The sequence below is a fragment of the Halobellus rufus genome, assembly GCF_000739575.1.
Classification (GTDB): domain Archaea; phylum Halobacteriota; class Halobacteria; order Halobacteriales; family Haloferacaceae; genus Haloquadratum; species Haloquadratum rufum.
In genome coordinates, this window is record NZ_BBJO01000020.1 from 69,242 (window position 1) to 86,580 (window position 17,339).

General features: G+C 67.8%; 18 protein-coding genes and 1 tRNA gene. 10 read left to right on the plus strand and 9 right to left on the minus strand.

What is annotated here, in order from left to right; translation table 11 throughout:
* Positions 1 to 40: 40 nt before the first annotated feature.
* Positions 41 to 1,552: a DUF402 domain-containing protein gene (locus tag ACP99_RS09525; RefSeq protein ID WP_049986379.1), complete on the minus strand. Its 1,512-nt coding sequence runs from the start codon at positions 1,550 to 1,552 to the stop codon at positions 41 to 43.
* Positions 1,549 to 1,923 (minus strand): DUF7532 family protein, encoded by a 375-nt coding sequence (locus ACP99_RS09530; RefSeq protein WP_049986380.1) that lies wholly within the window; start codon positions 1,921 to 1,923, stop codon positions 1,549 to 1,551. Before ACP99_RS09530 ends, ACP99_RS09525 begins: the two co-directional genes overlap by 4 nt.
* Before the next feature lie 129 nt (positions 1,924 to 2,052).
* On the opposite strand from ACP99_RS09530, the gene ACP99_RS09535 reads away from it, so the two are divergent.
* Positions 2,053 to 3,057, plus strand: coding sequence for a PrsW family intramembrane metalloprotease (locus ACP99_RS09535; protein WP_049986381.1), 1,005 nt, complete (start codon positions 2,053 to 2,055; stop codon positions 3,055 to 3,057).
* Between the two features lie 59 nt (positions 3,058 to 3,116).
* On the opposite strand, the gene ACP99_RS09540 is transcribed toward ACP99_RS09535, so the two are convergent.
* On the minus strand, positions 3,117 to 3,830 hold the full coding sequence (locus ACP99_RS09540; RefSeq protein ID WP_049986382.1) for a riboflavin synthase: 714 nt from the start codon (positions 3,828 to 3,830) through the stop codon (positions 3,117 to 3,119).
* A 173-nt stretch (positions 3,831 to 4,003) separates the two neighbouring features.
* Between ACP99_RS09540 and ACP99_RS09545 the strand changes: the two genes are divergently transcribed.
* On the plus strand, positions 4,004 to 4,696 hold the full coding sequence (locus tag ACP99_RS09545; RefSeq protein ID WP_049986383.1) for a DUF7114 family protein: 693 nt from the start codon (positions 4,004 to 4,006) through the stop codon (positions 4,694 to 4,696).
* A 70-nt stretch (positions 4,697 to 4,766) separates the two neighbouring features.
* Positions 4,767 to 4,838 (plus strand) — tRNA-Thr (locus tag ACP99_RS09550).
* Between the two features lie 25 nt (positions 4,839 to 4,863).
* On the opposite strand, the gene ACP99_RS09555 is transcribed toward ACP99_RS09550, so the two are convergent.
* From ACP99_RS09555 to ACP99_RS09570, 4 genes are all read right to left on the minus strand, one after another.
* The gene (locus ACP99_RS09555) at positions 4,864 to 5,376 is read right to left on the minus strand and encodes a DUF21 domain-containing protein (RefSeq protein WP_049986384.1); all 513 of its coding nucleotides are present in this window, start codon (positions 5,374 to 5,376) and stop codon (positions 4,864 to 4,866) included.
* Positions 5,377 to 5,418: 42 nt separating this feature from the next.
* A complete protein-coding gene (locus tag ACP99_RS20865) occupies positions 5,419 to 6,090 on the minus strand; it encodes a sensor histidine kinase (protein ID WP_049986385.1) in 672 nt (223 codons plus the stop codon).
* Positions 6,087 to 6,548, minus strand: coding sequence for a GAF domain-containing protein (locus ACP99_RS20870; protein ID WP_049986386.1), 462 nt, complete (start codon positions 6,546 to 6,548; stop codon positions 6,087 to 6,089). Before ACP99_RS20870 ends, ACP99_RS20865 begins: the two co-directional genes overlap by 4 nt.
* A 350-nt stretch (positions 6,549 to 6,898) precedes the next feature.
* Positions 6,899 to 7,522 (minus strand): metal-dependent hydrolase, encoded by a 624-nt coding sequence (locus ACP99_RS09570; RefSeq protein ID WP_197052416.1) that lies wholly within the window; start codon positions 7,520 to 7,522, stop codon positions 6,899 to 6,901.
* A 271-nt stretch (positions 7,523 to 7,793) separates the two neighbouring features.
* Here ACP99_RS09570 and ACP99_RS09575 point away from each other — a divergent pair, with 271 nt between their 5' ends.
* From ACP99_RS09575 to ACP99_RS09595, 5 genes are all read left to right on the plus strand, one after another.
* Positions 7,794 to 8,237 carry an NUDIX hydrolase gene (locus ACP99_RS09575; protein WP_049986387.1) on the plus strand — a complete coding sequence of 148 codons (444 nt, stop codon included), beginning with the start codon at positions 7,794 to 7,796 and terminating at the stop codon, positions 8,235 to 8,237.
* Positions 8,234 to 10,648, plus strand: a complete 2,415-nt coding sequence (mutL, locus tag ACP99_RS09580) for a DNA mismatch repair endonuclease MutL (protein WP_049986388.1) — start codon at positions 8,234 to 8,236, stop codon at positions 10,646 to 10,648. The genes ACP99_RS09575 and mutL overlap by 4 nt, the downstream gene beginning before the upstream one ends.
* A 146-nt stretch (positions 10,649 to 10,794) precedes the next feature.
* Entirely contained in the window at positions 10,795 to 11,754 is a 960-nt protein-coding gene (gene kdgK1 / locus ACP99_RS09585; RefSeq protein WP_049986389.1) for a bifunctional 2-dehydro-3-deoxygluconokinase/2-dehydro-3-deoxygalactonokinase, read from the plus strand.
* Between the two features lie 13 nt (positions 11,755 to 11,767).
* Positions 11,768 to 12,427 (plus strand): DUF6663 family protein, encoded by a 660-nt coding sequence (locus ACP99_RS09590; protein WP_049986390.1) that lies wholly within the window; start codon positions 11,768 to 11,770, stop codon positions 12,425 to 12,427.
* Between the two features lie 789 nt (positions 12,428 to 13,216).
* Positions 13,217 to 13,645, plus strand: coding sequence for a CopG family ribbon-helix-helix protein (locus ACP99_RS09595; RefSeq protein ID WP_049986391.1), 429 nt, complete (start codon positions 13,217 to 13,219; stop codon positions 13,643 to 13,645).
* 60 nt (positions 13,646 to 13,705) lie between these two features.
* Here the strand turns inward: ACP99_RS09595 and ACP99_RS09600 are convergent, their stop codons facing one another.
* On the minus strand, positions 13,706 to 14,224 hold the full coding sequence (locus ACP99_RS09600; protein WP_049986392.1) for a DUF7575 domain-containing protein: 519 nt from the start codon (positions 14,222 to 14,224) through the stop codon (positions 13,706 to 13,708).
* 181 nt (positions 14,225 to 14,405) lie between these two features.
* Here ACP99_RS09600 and ACP99_RS09605 point away from each other — a divergent pair, with 181 nt between their 5' ends.
* Positions 14,406 to 15,233, plus strand: a complete 828-nt coding sequence (locus tag ACP99_RS09605) for a ZIP family metal transporter (RefSeq protein WP_049986393.1) — start codon at positions 14,406 to 14,408, stop codon at positions 15,231 to 15,233.
* A gap of 72 nt (positions 15,234 to 15,305) precedes the next feature.
* Here ACP99_RS09605 and ACP99_RS09610 read toward each other — a convergent pair whose 3' ends face one another.
* Positions 15,306 to 16,706 carry a sulfatase family protein gene (locus ACP99_RS09610; protein ID WP_049986394.1) on the minus strand — a complete coding sequence of 467 codons (1,401 nt, stop codon included), beginning with the start codon at positions 16,704 to 16,706 and terminating at the stop codon, positions 15,306 to 15,308.
* Positions 16,707 to 16,838: 132 nt separating this feature from the next.
* Between ACP99_RS09610 and ACP99_RS09615 the strand changes: the two genes are divergently transcribed.
* Positions 16,839 to 17,270, plus strand: a complete 432-nt coding sequence (locus ACP99_RS09615) for a hypothetical protein (protein ID WP_049986395.1) — start codon at positions 16,839 to 16,841, stop codon at positions 17,268 to 17,270.
* Positions 17,271 to 17,339 lie beyond the last annotated feature (69 nt).

A 17,339-nucleotide genomic window follows, 5' to 3' on the forward strand; every position in this document is an offset into this window, starting at 1 on the left:
ACGGCGTCCGTTCCCGCCGGTCGAGCCGACCACACCGGAACTACTTCGACAACGCGCGCACGAGGCTCGCTGCCACCGATCGGGCCTTCTCAGCGGCCGGCTCGGGGACGTGTCCGGCCTCGACGGCCGCGTCGAGTTCGTCGTCGTCGACGCGCTCGACCGTCCCATCGGGGTGTTTGACGACGTCGACGTGGAGGTCGACGTACCTGACCTCGTCGGGGAAGCACTCGACGGGCGTACAGACGTTGACATACGTGCCCCGAGGGTCGCCGTCGGCGCTCCGGTAGACAGTCGGGTACCACCAGCGTCCCTCGCGGAACTTCGTCAGCGCCGTGTCGCCCGCCTCGCGCCGGGTCCCGAGCGCGTCGTAGGTACCGCCGCCGGAGAGCGTCCGCGTGACCGAGACGGTGCCGTCGACGTCCCACTCGGTGACCTCCCCGCTCCCGAGCGAGAACGCGCGGCCGTCCGGCTTCCCGTGCGTGATCTCGACGGTGTCGCCCTCGACGGGGCCGAACTGCCGTGAGACGACCGCGAAGGGGAAGTCTCCGTCGTCGCTCTCGGTTCCGAGGCCGTCACCGCCGCAGAGCGCCTCCGCGAGATCGACCCCCGCGCTCGCCGATCCGCTCCCGGCCTTCGTGCGGTGGTGGCCGGGCATCGTCGCCGTCACCGCCCGCCGCGTCTCGTCGAGCGCGAAGCGGGACTCGCGTCCGAACCACAGCCACCGGCCCGCGGCGGGCGCGGCGATCGCGGTCGGTTCGGAGGCCGTCGACGCCGACGCGTCGGTACCGCCTCGAATTCCCTCACCCTCGTCGTCAGCGAGCGCCGCGGCGAGGTCCTCGGCGCGGTCGGCGGCCCGTTCGAGCGCGGCTTCGAGCGTACTCATATCGGCCCTCGTCGCCGCGTGGGCCCACTCGATGCCCCAGCCGTCGGGAACGGCGACCGAGAGCAGGTCGGTCATCCCCGCGAGTTCCCGCCCCGCGGCGCCGTCACGGGTGTCGACGGTGACGCCGTCGCGGCCGCGGACGAGCGTGGCGAGCCCGCCACTGGCGCGGATCTCGGTGCCGAGCCGCGGGCGGCGGTCGCCCCACGGCGGAACGCTCTCGCGGACCTGCACCCGGACCTGATCGCCCGTTTCCACGTAGTCGTCGGTCTCGCTGTAGGGGAGAAAGCCCTCCGCGTCGCCGAGATCGCAGACAGCGCCGGAGCCCAGCGTGTCCCGAACGGTCGCGTCGAAGACCGCCCCTGACGGAGTCGAGTCCGCCCACCCGAAGGTGTCGCGGGCGATCTCGCCGAGTTCGGCGTCGACCGCCTCCACCGCGGCGGGATCGCCGCTGATTCCGACGCCCTGCCGGTCCTCGGTGGTCGCGACGGTGGCCTCGTGCGCGCCGTCGCCGAAGTCGGCGTCGAACCGTTCGCGGATCGGTTCGGAGGCCTGCACGACCTCGAATCCGGCGTCGAGCAGGGCCCGCGTCACGGCGGTCGTGTAGATGCCGCGGACGCGGATGCTCGGGGCGTCGCTGTCCGTTCCGGCAGCGTCGCTGTCGCCGCTCATCGAAGCGCGTCCTCGTCGCGTGCGAACCGGACGCGAGCGTCGACCGTCGGCCCGAGTGTGAGTTCCACGACGTCCTCCGAGAGGACCCGCCCGCCCTCGACCGGGACGCCCCACGAATCGAACCGGAGGTAGCCACGGAGGTCGCTGCCGTGGGTGAAGAGGTCGATGAACTCCACGGCGTGTTCGTTGATCCCGCCGCTGGAGTGAGCCCTCTCCATATCCGAGTAGACGACGTCGCGCTCGAAGAACGATCGGAGCCGATCGGCGTCGCGTTCGACAGCGTCGGCGACGAGGTCCGACGCCTCGCGGAGTTCTTCCTTCGAGAGGCCGACGTCCCGGAGCGCCTGCTGTGTCCGTTGATCGAAGTGCATCGTACCCGCCTACGGCCGGGGGAGGTTTGAATCTCATCAGTGACGCCGAGCGCCCCGTGGGGGCGGAGGAGACCGCCGCCGAGCGGAACGCCCGAAGACCTTAGGTCCGGGCGCGAGAATCCGGATCCGATGAGAGAGCGACGGGATCCGATCGAGGAGGCCGCGGACGATTCGATGGACCTCTACGACGTGGCGACCTGGGACGTCCGGACTCCGCTGGATAAGGCGTCCTCGCTCATCTGGCGGATACTCGCCGGGTCCGCCCGCCTCGCAATCGTCCTCTTCGCGTTTCTCCTGCTGCTCGGGATCGGCGGTTTCGCGGCGCTGACGGACCCGCAGGTGGGCCTCCTGACGGCCCTGTCCGCGCTCCCCGCGATCGGCCTGGCCGCGTACGTGTACTCGACGGACGTGGCGTCGAGCGAACCGCTAACGCTCTTGGTCGGGACCTTCCTGCTCGGGGTGTTGACGGCGAACTTCGCGGCCGTTCTCAACACCGTGCTTCAGCCGTACTTCCAGGCGCTGGGCTTTCTGGGAACCGCGCTGTTCTTCTTCCTCGTCGTCGGGCCGGTCGAGGAGACGGTGAAGCTCCTCGCGGTCCGGCTGTACGCCTACACCGACGACCGGTTCAACGCCGTTCTCGACGGGGCGGTCTACGGCGCGATGGCCGGCCTCGGGTTCGCCGTCATCGAGAACGCCCTCTACATCACCCGACAACTGCCGAACCAACAACTGGACCTCGGGCTCGAACTCATCGGCATCGGCGGCGGGATCACGGCGATCAGGGCGCTCGCGGGCCCGGGTCACGTGATCTACTCGGCCATCGCGGGCTACTACCTCGGGCTCGCGAAGTTCAACCCGGGGAACCGCGGGCCGATCGTCGTCAAGGGGATCATCCTCGCGGCGCTCGTCCACGCGACGTACAACACGACCGTCGGGATCGGTTCCGCGGGGATCGCCGCGATCACGGGCCTCTCGGGACTCGCGCCGTTCTTGATCTACGTGCTCATCTACGACGGCGTCTTCGGGTTGTTCCTGCTGCGGAAGATACAGAAATACCGGAACGCCTACCACGACGCGCACGCGCCGGCGAGCACGGAGTCGGACTTCGACTCCGAACTGACCGAATTCGAGTGAGAGCCCCGTCTGCCCTCTCGACTCGGACCCCGCCGGGGCGTCGTCCCGGGCCCTGACACTCAGTTCTCGCCGATCGCGTCGCGGTAGCCCGCGACCATCTGCTCGACGTACTTCGCGACGACGTCGACTTCGAGGTGCACCGGATCGCCGACCGACTTCTCCGAGAGCGTCGTCAGCGCGTAGGTCGTCGGGATGATCGCGACCGCGAACCGGTCGGGGCCGCGGTCGGCGACGGTGAGGCTGATGCCGTCCACCGTGATCGAACCCTTCTGGACGACGTACTGCTTCACTGCGGGGGGAAGCGCGAACTCGAAGTACCAGTCGTCGCCCACCCGTTCGATGCCGGTCACTTCGGTCGTCGTGTCGACGTGCCCCTGCACGAGGTGGCCGTCGAACCGCCCGTCGGCGGCGAGCGCGCGTTCGAGGTTGACCCGGTCGCCGGCCGCGACCCCGCCGAGGTACGTCTTCTCGACGGTCTCGGCGGCGAGGAACACCTCGAACTGGGCGGTCGGCTCCGTCCGGAACTCCTCGACGGTCAGACAGACGCCGCTGACCGCGATGGACTGGCCGTGGTGGAGGTCGTCGTAGACGACGGGTGACCCCGGGTCGCCGCCGGTCCCGTCCGACGGGGCTCCGCCGGCCGAGTCGTCACTGTCCGGACCGTCGCCGACTGCGTCGCCCGCGCGGTCGACCTCGATGCGGAGGCGTCGCCCGCCCTCGTCGTCGCTCGCCTCGACGACGGTGCCCGTCGTCTCGACGATTCCAGTGAACATACCCCTCGCTTCGTCTCAGTTCTGAAAAGCGTCTCGAAAGCGCGTTGTCCGTGACGGTCTCACCGCTGGGACCGAGACGTCCCGGATCGGCGGCTGCCGCCGCGTTTCGTCGCGTCATTCGCCCGGTGAGGTTTTCCAAAGGTCTTTGCCGTTGCCGTCGTTAGGAGGTGTCGATGGACGACGCCGTGCGGGTCCGTGACGCCGCGCACGAGGCGGTCGAGGACATCGCGCCCGCCCGCCTCCGGGAGGTGCTGTACGAGCACCTTTCGGCCGCGCCGATGACGCCTGCCGTGTTGGTGCTGGTGAGCGCTCGCGCACCCGATACTGGAGTGGAGACGGACGCCGACGGGCTCGCCGAACGAGCCGCAGGTGTGCAGTTGATCTACGAGGGACTCCGCCTCACGCGCTCGCTTGCTCACGAGGAACCGTGGACCGAAACGTTCGACGACGACGGCGACATCGACGCCGACCTCGACGTCCTCGCCGCCGACGTCCTCGTCTCCCGGGGGTTCTACCTCCTCGCCCGGACGGAGGCCGCCGACCGCGCGGTCGACGTGGTCCGCGCGTTCGGCCGCGATCAGACGCTCCGCCGGGCCGACGGCGCGGACCGCGACGCCCTCGATCGCAACCTCGAAGCCGACGTCTTCGCCCTCGCGGTCGCCACCGGGATGACGGCCGTCGGCGCGACGCCCTCCCCGGCGGTCCTCGAATACGCGGCGGAACTGGGACGGGACTGCGACCTCGGCGGCGAGCTTCAGCCCGCCGACGCCGCCTTTTCGGAGGCGACCACGGAGCACATCGCGTCGCTGTCGGCCGTCGGCGGCGGTTCCGACGACCGCGTGCCGTCGTCGGCGACGGATTCGTGAGCATCGATCGGTGGACGCCACCGACGGGAATCGAAACCCCTAAAGACGAATCCGCGCTACGGAGAACTGCGCCTGGGTAGCTTAGCGGTAAAGCGCGTCCTTGGTAAGGACGAGACCCCGGGTTCAAATCCCGGCCTAGGCTTCTCCGATTTCTCACCCTCTGCCAGTCACTCCTCGACGTGCGCCTGCTCGACGTCCTCGCCACCGATGGCCGCGTTCAGCGCCCGCGTGACCGCATCGAAGACGATCACGACGGGAAAGAGCGCTCGCTCGACGATCGAGAGCGGCCTCGCCACCCGGAGCGCCCACGACGGGGCGTTCCCCAGCCCGTAGGACTTCGGGACGATCTCGCCGAACACCAGCACGATCGCGCTCGCGACGACCGTCGCGACCGTGACCGCGGTTCCCGCCGGGAGATACTCGGTCGCAAGTAGGGTCGTGAGGCTCGCGATCGCCACGTTGACGACGTTGTTCCCGACGAGGATCGTCACAAGGAGCCGGTGGGGATCGGACCTGAGTTCCCGAAGGAGGCTCAGACGCCCGTCCGCCGCGGCCGACGGGTCGGAGAACCACTCCTCGGGCAGCGTGAATATCGCGGTTTCGCTGCTCGAAAAGAACGCGCTCAGACCGACGAGGACGACGATCGCCGCCGCGCTCACGCCGAGAGATGCGAGTACCATACCGGGAAATCGTCGGCGACTGGCAAAAGTCCCGTGCGGCGGTCAGGCCGGAACGACGTCCCGGATCTCGAAGCGCGCGCCGCCGTTCTCGGCGTCGGTCACGGCGATCGACCAGCCGTGTGCCTCGACGGTGCTCTCGACGATCGCGAGGCCCAGGCCCGCGCCGTCGGTACCGGTCGTGTACCCGGCGTCGAACACCGTCTCGCGGTCGGCCTCGGGGATCCCGGAACCGTCGTCCTCGACGTAGATGCCGCCGCCCTCCGGGAGCGCTCCGACGCGGATCGTGACGCCGCTCCCGCCGTGTTCGATAGCATTTCGAAACAGGTTCTCGAAGACGCGGCGCACACGGTCAGGGTCCGCGTGGAAGGCGAAGTCCTCGTCGACGACGAGCGTCGCGTCCGGGGCGCTGATCGACTCCCAGCACCGCTCTGCGAGCGCCGACAGCGAGACGTGGCTCGTTTCGGTGACGGCGCGTCCTTCGCGAGCCACTCTGAGCACCGAGGAGATGATCTCCTCGATGCGATCGAGCGAACGAGAGGCGATGGCGAGGTTCTCGCACTCCCGTTGGGCCAGTTCGAGTTCGATTCGGCCCTGTGCGACGTTCAGCGGGTTCCGAAGGTCGTGCGAGAAGACCCGGCTGGCCTCCTCGAACCGTTCGATCTTTCCGGTCAGCCGATCGCGTTCGAGTTCGTGTTCCAGCAGGCGGGCCGTCAACTCCGCGAACGTCGTCTCAACCTGCGCAAACGGCTCTGTCCGGGGGTTCTCGGAGACGAAGCAGAGCGTCCCGTAGGCTCGTTGTCGACGACGAGCGCCGTGCCGTGATAACAGTGGAGGCCGTGCGCCTCGAACGCTGGATCGTCGGCCCACCCCTGCGCGGGAGCGTCGTGCAGCGCGAGCGACACGCCCGTCTCGACGGTTCGACGGCAGTACGACGTGTCGAAGTCGATCACGAGGCCGGCGGGGAACGCGCCGTCGTCCGGATCCGTGCTGGCGATCGCTTTCCAGTAGTTGTTCTCGGGATCGACGCGCGTCAGGTGAGCGTTGTCGACGCCGAGATACCGCTCACCGACCTCCATCGCTCGTGTGGCCTTCTCCGGAAAGGGGAGATCTGCTGCCATAATCCCGTATAGCTCGCTGCGAGCCGCTTCCGCCGAGAGCCCCGCGTCGGACATCACCTCCTACCAGCCAACGCCGACAATAAATATGCACGGGTCCGGGAGATGTTGAGGCCCGGACCTCGGGGATCACTCGCACCGCCGGCTGTCGGTGACGACCGCTACTCCGGCCGACAGTGGACACACAGGAACCGGTCGACGTCGTTCGACGGAACGACCGTTCCACAGCGGCGGCAGCGTACCCGACCGTGCGTGTACTGTGTGTGTGATTCGACCGTAGTGTTTTCACTATTCCTCGGCATAGGATTGAACAACACGTCTTCAATGAAAAAATTTCTGGACAGTGTGGTATATATTCCTAATACGTCCTCGCTGGAACGGAGGGGGCGACCGTCGCAGATCTCCGATCAGCGCAGGTCTTCGACGAACCGCGCGGGCAACCGGTCCACGAGGGAGTCGGGGAGGGCCGCGACCAACTCTTCCGTGACCGTCACCATCGATTTCCGCACGAGGACGTAGAACGCGGAGACGGCGACCGCGGCGACGACGACCGTCTCGGCGACGCCGTCGAGGGCATACATCGCCGGGAGCGCGAACGCGACGGCCAGCGCGAGGTCTTCGGGAGCGCCGTCGTAGCGGATCCACCGGCGCGGGCGGATCCACTGCCCGTGGTAGTGGCTGTACACCGCGCGCTCGGAGGTACCGAGCCACGGTTTCAACTCCAACCCGCCGCCCAGGGCGTCCATCGCGGAGTGCAGCGCCGCCGCCGCGAGGAACAGCGCAGCGGCGACGGTGAGCGCCGTCGGCGCGGCGACGGCGACGGCGACGGCGACGACCGCTGCGGCGCTGAAGTACACCGGGAAGTGCAGCGTCCTCCGGTGCCCGGCGTAGAGGTCGAAATCCGGGAACAGGCCGCCGAGCGCGGCCGCTGCGATCGGAAGCACCGACGTGCCCGCGGCGCTCTCGGGGAAGAGCGCGCCGACGAGGACTGCGAGCACGACGCCGGCCAGCGCGTGCGTGGTTGCCATCATCATCGAGTCGTATGGGAGACAACAGTATTATAGTTGCGCGTGTCTCGTTACCACGGTCGTAGGAGGTTTTGGCCTCGCTTCCGACACGACCAGCGCAATCACGGTCGGGATGGCCGGCGCGCGACGGCTCTCTGGACCGGACGGGACGCCCGACGGCTTGGCCGGAGGGTGTTTCGATCGCCAGCGACCCCTTCGGACCGGTAACGATTAGGCGACGAGCGCACAGTACACGCACGATGACCCCCAGCGAGCGCTCCCGCGAGGTGAGACGGTGACAGAGGACCATCTCGAAGCGACCATCAGCCTCCGCGGCGTGCTCTTTTCGCCCGGCAGCGACGTCCTGCTGGTCAAGCGAGCCAGCGACGACGGCTGGGAGCTACCGGGGGGACGGATCGGAACTCAGGAGGACGCGCCGACGGGCGTCCACCGCGAAATCGAAGAAGAGACGGGTCTCGATGTCGACGTCGGACGGCCGGTTCACGCGGCATCGTGGCGGAACGAGACCGATCGAGGCCGCTTCGCTGTCTACTACTGGTGTGCGGTTTCCGAGGGGCAGGCCGCGACCGACGGGGATCCAGCGGCCGACAGGCCGACCGTCACGCTCAGCCACGAACACGTCGAGTACGAGTGGCTCGCACCCGAAACGGCGACCGAGCGCCTGACGGACGTCCAGACGACAGCCGTGACGGCCGCGACGGAGGTGTACGGGCCGTGAGCGACGAGTCCGACTCGTCTCACCCGCGACCGACGATCCGTGCGCTCGACGAACGGACGATCAGACAGATCGCGGCCGGAGAGGTGGTCGAACGCCCCGCGTCGGTCGTCAAAGAACTCGTCGAAAACAGCCTCGACGCCGACGCGAACCGGATCTCCGTCGCGATCGACGCCGGCGGGACCGAGGGCGTCCGCGTCCGCGACGACGGGGTCGGAATGGACCGCGAGGCGGTCCAGCGCGCCGTCGAGGAACACACGACCAGCAAGATCGACGACATCGCCGACCTCGAGGCGGGCGTCGGCACGCTCGGCTTCCGCGGGGAGGCGCTGCACACCATCGGCGCGGTCTCGCGGCTCACGATACGGACCAAACCGCGATCGACGCCCGGAACCGACCGCGACGGCGCTGGCGACGACGGAGCGGGCGACGACGCCGTCGGCACGGAACTCCGCGTCGAGGGCGGGGAGGTGACGGCGGTCGGCCCCGCGGGGTGTCCGGAGGGCACGGTCGTCGAGGTCGACGACCTCTTCTTCAACACGCCCGCGCGCAAGAAGTTCCTCCGGACCACCGCGACGGAGTTCGACCACGTCAACGCGGTCGTGACGCACTACGCGCTCGCGAACCCCGACGTCGCGATCTCGTTAGAACACGACGGACGTGAGGTGTTCGCGACGGAGGGGCGCGGCAACCTCCGCTCGGCGGTCCTCGCGGTCTACGGCCGCGAGGTCGCAGAGTCGATGATCGACGTCGAGTACGCGCCCTCGCAGGCGGACGACGCGGCCGACGCTTCCGACGCGATCGAGTCCGTTCGGGGGCTGGTGAGCCACCCCGAGACGAACCGCAGCACGCGCGAGTACCTCTCGACGTTCGTCAACGGCCGCTACGTCACCGCGGGCGTCCTCCGTGAGGCCGTCCTCGACGCCTACGGCGGGCAGTTGGCGGCCGACCGCTACCCCTTCGCCGTCCTGTTCGTCGACGTCCCCGCCGACGCCGTCGACGTCAACGTCCACCCACGGAAGATGGAGGTCCGCTTCGACGACGAGTCCGGCGTTCGGGAAGCCGTCTCCGACGCCGTCCGCAACGCGTTGCTCGAGGAGGGGCTGATCCGCTCGACGGCTCCGCGGGGCCGGTCGGCGGCCGACGAGACCGAGATCGAACCGGAGTCACCCGCCTCGGAGGTCCGCGGTGGCCCGGGATACACGCCACAGCCCGAGTCCGGGTCCGTCGACGAGGCCGACGCGGCCGGCGAATCGGAGTCCCGAGCCGCCGCGCCGCCGTCTGACACCGAGACGCCAGCGGCCGACACGAAGCCGTCGGACGACGAGGCGGCGACCGCCGACGTGTCACGTTCCGCGACCGACGCCGACACCCCGGACTCGGTCGTCGACGACCGACGCAGACACGGCCAGACGGAACTCGGCGGTGACGACTCCCCGACGGCCACCGGAGTCGACGACGGGGACGACCGCGCGCGGACGGCCGACCCGAACGACGACGAGACGTGGTCGGTCTCGGGGTCCGGGCGAGACCGACGACGAACCGGAACCGGCGCATCGGAACCCGCCCCGGAGGCGGATTCGCGCCTCTCACCGGGGTTCGAGTCGTCGAGGACCGATGACCGATCGGCCGCTGATAGCGGCGATCCGACCCCCGACCGCGGTGAGGTGACTCCCGATCGAACTGAGCTGACCGCCGACCACGACGACGGAACGTCGACGGGGGCGTCGCGACCGACGGGGATCGTCGGGCCGGCAGTCCAGCGCGACTTGGCCGGCGACGAGGCCACGCTGGAACCGCAGTTCGATTCGCTGCCGTCGATGCGGATCCTCGGACAGCTCCACGACACCTACGTCGTCGCCGAGACCGACTCCGGGCTGGTGCTCGTCGACCAGCACGCGGCCGACGAGCGGGTCCACTACGAGCGGCTCCGCGAGGAACTGGACGGTGAGGTCGTGACGCAGGCGCTCGCGGAGCCGGTCGAACTCGAACTCACCGCCCGAGAGGCGGCGCTGTTCGAGGAGTACGTCGACGCGCTGTCGAGTCTGGGATTCCGCGCCGAGCGCGTCGACGACCGGACGGTCGCGGTCGAGACGGTGCCGGCGGTCTTCGCGGCGGCGCTCGACCCCGAACTCGTCCGCGACGTCCTCTCGGCGTTCGTCGGCGAGGCCGACGGCGAGCACGGCGGCGAGGCGACGGTCGCGGCCGTCGCCGACGACCTCCTCTCGGATCTGGCCTGTTACCCCGCCGTGACCGGAAACACCTCGCTCACCGAGGGCTCGGTCGTCGACCTCTTGGAGGCGCTGGACGCCTGCGAGAACCCCTACGCGTGCCCGCACGGGCGACCGGTCGTCATCGAGATCGACGGCGAGGAGATCGGCGACCGGTTCGAGCGGGACTATCCAGGGCATTGAGTCGCAGGGGCGTCTCATCCAATCTAACCCCAGTTCACCTCATCGCGTCCCATCTCCTCCCGCCCCAACCCTACCATCTCACCTCATCCCATCGCTCGGCGCGATCGATAATCGCAATTATGTACCCGCTGGCGTAACGAGCGGGTATGACCGACATCGTGACGTTCGGCGAGACGATGCTCAGGCTCTCGCCGCCGCCCGGGGATAGACTGGAGACGACGCGGGAACTCGACGTGCGGACCGGCGGCGCGGAGAGCAACGTCGCCGTCGCCGCCGCAAGACTCGACTGCGAGGCGACGTGGATCTCGAAGCTCCCCGACTCGGCGCTCGGCCGCCGGATCGCATCGGAACTGCGGAGCCACGGCGTTCGCACGGACGTCGCGTGGGACGACTCGGCGTCCGCGCGCTTGGGCACGTACTACCTCGAACAGGGCGGCGAACCGCGCGGGACCGACGTGATCTACGATCGCGCGGGTGCGTCGGTGACGACCGCCACCCCCGAAGAGCTCCCGGTCGGTGCGCTCGACGACGCCGAGATATTCTACACGAGCGGCATCACGCCAGCGCTTTCCGACACGCTCGCGGAGACGACCGCGACGGTTCTCAGGGCGGCCCAGAATGCGGGCGTGACCACCGCATTCGATCTGAACTACCGCTCGAAGCTGTGGACGCCCGAGGCGGCCGGCCGCGAGTACGAGTCGCTGTTCCCGCACGTCGACGTGCTCGTCGCCGCCGAACGCGACGCGGCCGCCTGTCTGGACCGCGACGGCGACCCCGTGGAGGTCGCTAACGGCCTGCTCCGGGACTTCGACTTCGAGACCGTCGTGCTCACTCGGGGCGATCAGGGGTCGCTGGCCGTTCACGACGGAGAGGTCTTCGAACAGGACGTCTACGACGCCGAGACGCTCGATCCCATCGGCACGGGCGACGCCTTCGTCGGGGGATTCCTCGCCGAGCGCCTCCACGGCGGCGACGTCGGCGACGCGCTCGCGTACGGCGCGGCGACGGCCTCGCTGAAGCGCACGCTCGGCGGCGACCTCGCGGTGGTCACGCCGGAGGAGGTCGCGTCGGTGCTCGAAGAGAACGCCGGCGGGATTTCCCGGTGAGGCCGACGCACCGATGACGCCCACGACGAGCGGTCGATTCCGGGTGCTCGGCCGCCCGCGGGACTCCGGAGAGCTGTTGCTCGTTTCGGTCGACGATTCGGAAGGCGACGGGGAATCCGGAGCGGGCGACGCGTCGACCTTCGATCCGGCGTACGTCGAGACGAGCGGATACGAGAGCGACCTCGCCGAGCGCGTGTCGTCGCTCGCGGCGGGCAATCTGATCGACGCGACGCTCTCGTGGGACGACGGCGAGCCGCGGTTCTCCGCCGTCGACCTCGTCGCTGCGAGCACGTTCGAGTTCCGCGACGACGTCACCGGGATCTTCGAGGCCGCCAAGGAGACGTGGATGGTCGCCGAGGCCGACAACGCGGCGATGCACGGCCGCGTGACGCGGAACACCGACGGCGACCCCAACGGGGCGCTGTACGTCTTCGCGAAGCAGTCCGGGGCACGCGACCTCTTCGAGGAGTTCCGGACCGGCGTGACGCCGCTGGACCCGCTCGTCCGGCGCGCGGACGAGGGCGAGTCGGTCCCGTCGGAGGCCGACCAACCCCGCGCTGTGTTCGTGCTTCGCCCGGTCGACGAGCCGTTCATCGTCGTCTACGTTGTCTTCCGCCGCGACGGCGTGTTGGCGGAGACGATCCGGTCGACGTACGAAGGCGAGGCAATGTGATCCAATATTGAGTTATCAATGGTTTACGGCGGGTCTACGGATATCGAGAGTAGTCACTTTCACATCGGTTTCTCAGAATCATAATCGGATCTATCGCCCGCAAGAGTACAATAGAAATAAAACCAAAGTAAACTAGGACTGCTATCCTCGAAGGAGAGCAAATCGGATATACGCGAGCCAACAGGCGGCTCATTGGGTTTCGTACGCACCCGCGGGATCAATATTCCCGAAATAATTGTGCCTCAATGGCTGTTGGATGCGTTCATAATCGGTGCTGTCTGTCGGTTTTGTCTACCATCCATATCTCTCGTAGTGCAAACAAACCCAACGCGAAGCCAAATCGAACACATCTACCTGAACCGGTCTAAAGATCAAAAATCAGCCGCTGAGTAGCCTAGCAGATGATTCTCACGCTTTCCCACCGATACACCCACAAAGCGTCACCGTCTACAGATAATCAATAACCGCTACCAACTGCTTTCTCTCCGCTTCTTGCGGGCTGAAAGCCGATTATGAAACTACCTGCATACCCGCACACCTCACGAGAGGTCTGCTCCGACGTGGATACACCGCAATACTACTTATGAACTGCTCTCGCTTACTGGATGTGGGATGTGACCTAGGAACAATGCAGTATTCTTTTTCCCGCAGAATTGAATCCGCTTTGTCTCTCCCTCTAAACAGTAGCTTTGCCTGTTTGCGACCAATACGGCCCAACAGAGCTGTTTGCAACGATCTGTTCACATTGTATTCATAAGAATTAATATTATACCCTGTTTGAGTTAATATATGACCGTCGTCAGCGTCTCGATGCCAGAGGGCCTGGTCGAACGGATCGACGCGTTCGCCGAAGAGCACGGCTACACCGGCCGGAGCGAGGTCGTCCGCGAGGCCTCGCGCAACCTCCTCGGAGAGTTCGAGGACAAACGGCTCGAGGACCGCGAACTGATGGCCGTCGTGACCGTCGTCTTCGACTACGAGACGACGAACGTCGAAGAGCGGATGATGAAGCTCCGCCACGAGTACGAGTCGATCGTCGCCTCGAACTTCCACAGCCACGTCGGCGAGCACCGCTGTATGGAGCTGTTCGTCCTCGAAGGCCGTCTACAGGACATCTCGACGTTCGTCGGCAAGATCCGCGCGACGAAGGACACGCTCAGCGTCGACTACTCGGTGATGCCGGTCGACGAGTTCAGCGGCTTCGAAATCGGGGAATAGCTCGGCCGACGACCGGGCCAAAGCGCGGTCGACCCGAACAGACCAACGGCGCTCCTCGCACTACCCGTCTGTCCGATCCGTCGAATCGAGACGGGTCGTACACCACGGACAGAAGTCCAACTCCGGATCCAACTCCTTCCCGCAGTTCGGACAACTGCCCGCGCCTTCGGAGCCCACGGCCGATTTCACCGCCTCCGGCGTCGCCGACGTGGACAGGTCGGTGTCGCTTTCGGGGCCTTCGGTGGCGGACGCTGAGGACCCTTCGGAGTCGGCAGCCGGTCCGTGGACGCCGTCCGACTGCCGCGCGCGACGCTGATCCCGGCGCGCGACGACGTAGGCGTCGGCGATGCTCGCGAGGCTGACGATCAACACGGGTGCGAGCGCGACCGGGTCGGCGCGCTCGCCGGCGAGCAGCGCCTGCGTGGCCTCCATCGGCACGAGGAGATACGAGACGGCGACGGCGGCCGCGAACCACCCGAGTCCGCGACGCCAACGACGCAGATAGAGGTGGCCTAGCCCGGTCGCGAAGGTACCGAGCAACGCCGCCAGCCACGGTCGCTTCCCTCCCGTCCGTTCCATACGCGTCGATTCGGACGCGGCCGATTAGGTCTTGTGGGTTTCCCGCCGTGGTCCGATCGCCCCGACCAAAATATAAGCCGCCTCCCGGTGACCGGGTTGCTATGGTCCGCACTCTACCCTGTCGAGGCGACGCTTCCGGCTCCCGCCCGCGGGCAAATGAAGCGGACCGAGGGGTCCCGACGTGATCGCCGACCTGTTCGTCCGGTGGTTCGGGACGAACCCCGTCGTTCACGGGCTCGTCGGCGGACTCGTTATCGCGGGGATGAACCTCCTCGGTGCGTCGCTGGTGCTCGTCTGGCGGGATCCGGCGGAACGGGCGCTCGACGGCGCGCTCGGGTTCGCCGCGGGCGTGATGCTCGCGGCGAGTTTCACGAGCCTCATCATCCCCGGGATCGAGCAGTACTCGAACGGCAATCCGATCCCCGTCCTCGCGGGCGTCGTGCTGGGGGCGCTCTTTCTCGACCGCTCGGACGCCCTCGTTCCGCACGCGCACTTCCTCCTGACGGGCCGCCGCCGCGCCGACGCCGCCGACCCCGGCGAGTCGCTCCCGCTCGACGACGAACGGCTCGTCCCGGTCGTGCTGTTCATCTTCGCGATCACGCTGCACAATATGCCGGAGGGCCTCGCCGTGGGCGTCGGGTTCGGCAGCGGCGACGTCGCGGGCGCGATCCCACTGATGCTCGCGATCGGGATCCAGAACATCCCCGAGGGCCTCGCGGTGTCGGTCGCGGCCGTCAACGCCGGACTCAACCGCCGCGCGTACGCCGTTTTCACCGGCATCCGATCGGGGGTCGTCGAGATCCCGCTGGCGGTCTTCGGCGCGTACGCCGTCCAGTCGGCCGCGGTGTTGCTTCCCTACGCGATGGGCTTCGCCGCGGGCGCGATGCTGTTCGTCATCAGCGACGAGATCGTCCCCGAGACCCACACCGGCGGCCACGAGCGCGTCGCGACGCTCGGGACGATCCTCGGGGTCGTGGTGATGCTGTATCTGGACATCTCGCTCGGCTAGACGCTCTTGCCCCGAGATTCCTCGCCCTCGATGGTTCGCTTCTCGACCTTCGGTTCCCAACGCCCCGACCCGTTAGATGCCCTCGAACCCCCCCGCGAAGGAGTTGTAGCCCGAGGGTCCCTCCTCGGCGACGCGTTGCAGCGGGTCCGTGCTTCCGGTTCTGTGCCGCGCGGCCCACAGCAGCATCCCCGTTTCGAGTTCGTCGACGACGTCGGGATGTCCGTCCGCGACGTTCCGCTGTTCCCAGGGGTCTGCGCCCATCTCGTAGAGCTGGTACTCGGGGAGAACGCCCTCCCACATCCCCGGGTGGTACGTCCGGATGAGCTTCCACTCGTCCGTCCGGATCGCCCGCTGCGCCGTGTATAGGCCGTGATCGAACACGACGAACTCCCGGCCCTCGGCGTCGGCGGATTCGAGAATCGGCCGGAGCGATTTCCCCTGCCAGCGTTGCGGCGGCGTCTCGCCGAAGTAGTCGGCGATCGTCGGCGCGAAGTCGACGTTGGTGATCAGGTGGTTGCGGGTTCCCGGCTCGAATTCGGTCCCCGCGGGCGGTTTGACGACCATCGGGACGCGCTGGGTCCCGTCGTGGGTGCTCCAGTGCTCGCGGTAGAGGCCGTGCTCGCCGAACTCCTCCCCGTGGTCGCCTGTGAGGACGATCAGCGTCTCGTCGTACGCGCCCGTCGCTTTGAGGTGGTCGAGGAGGCGGCCGACGTGCCGGTCGGCGTAGCGGATCTCGGCGTCGTACGCGGAGATGAGTTCGTTGAGGTCCGCGCGCGAATCGATCCCCTCCTGCGCGGCTCCGCGCAGCGTGTCCCACTCGCGGTGGCGCTCGATCTGTTCGGCCGTCGGATGCGGCGGCAACTCGACGTCGCGGAACTCGTCGATCTGCTCGTCGGTCCGGTTGTACGGCGCGTGCGGGTCCCAGTACTGCGCGTAGAGGAAGAACTCCTCGCCGTCGACCGACTCCAAGGCGTCGATCGCTTCGTCGGTGACCGCTTGCGCCCGGGGCGTCTGGAAGGAGACGTGCCCCCACTCGACGGTCATCTCCTCGTCGGGCTCCTGCGGCTGTCTGAACTCGTGCCAGACGTGGTAGAACCACGGTGCCGGGTGCCGCGGGAACGACGAGACGCCGATCGTCCGGACGCCGTTCTGGAAGAACAGTTCCGGCAGCGTCCACCAGGGCCGCTCGGGTTCGTTCTCCGTCCACGACCCCGCCCAGTCGGTCCGGTTCTCGGGGCGGTCGATCAGCTGTGACCGCCGCCCGTGGGTCTCCACGCCGTTCGCGACGCCGTAGCGCCCGGACGTCAGCGCCGCGCGGGACGGCATACACGGGGAGTTGGCGACGTAGCCTCGCTGGAAGGCGACGCCGTCGTCGATCAGCGCGTCGATGTTCGGGGTCGTGTCGCCGTGGTAACCGTAGCCGCTCACGTGGTCGGCTCTGAGCGAATCCATGTCGATGACGAGGACCTTCATATCGAGCGAAAGAGACGCGGTGTCGACATAAAACCCGGTTGCGGTGCACAGCGTGATTGCGGCGTCCGGCCGCTTTGCTGGCCCGATTCCCACCGTTCGAACAAAGTATTCGCGGATAGAGTACCCACTCGTATGAACCGACGACAACTGTGTGCAGGTGTCGCGGGCGCGATCTGCGGACTGTCGGGCTGTCTCGACGCGTTGTCGTCGGAACGGTTCCACCTCGGGGGCGTCTCGCTCGTCAACCGACGCGAGGAGGCCGTCGCCGGGACGCTCCGAATCGATCCTCACGGAACCGACGCCCGCGAAATCTCGTTTTCGCTGCGCTCGGCCGGCGAGGACGGTTCGGGGCGTTTCGTCGAACACGAGGGCAGCGATCCAGTCCGACGGTGTGCGGTCTCCGTGGAGTTCGAGTCGGGCGGCTCCGACTCGTTCACCTACACGTCCGCCGAGAGCGAGGGCGACTGCACGATCGCCTACGTCGGCATCCGATCGTCCACGGTCCACTTCGGCAGCCACGCCGCCGACGATGGGTCGCGTTGTGAGCGCGCGAGCGACGGTTGATTTCAAGTGGTACACTGTTCGCTGCTCACGTTCGTTCGCAGCAGAACGGATGGGCCCTGTGGGGAGCGC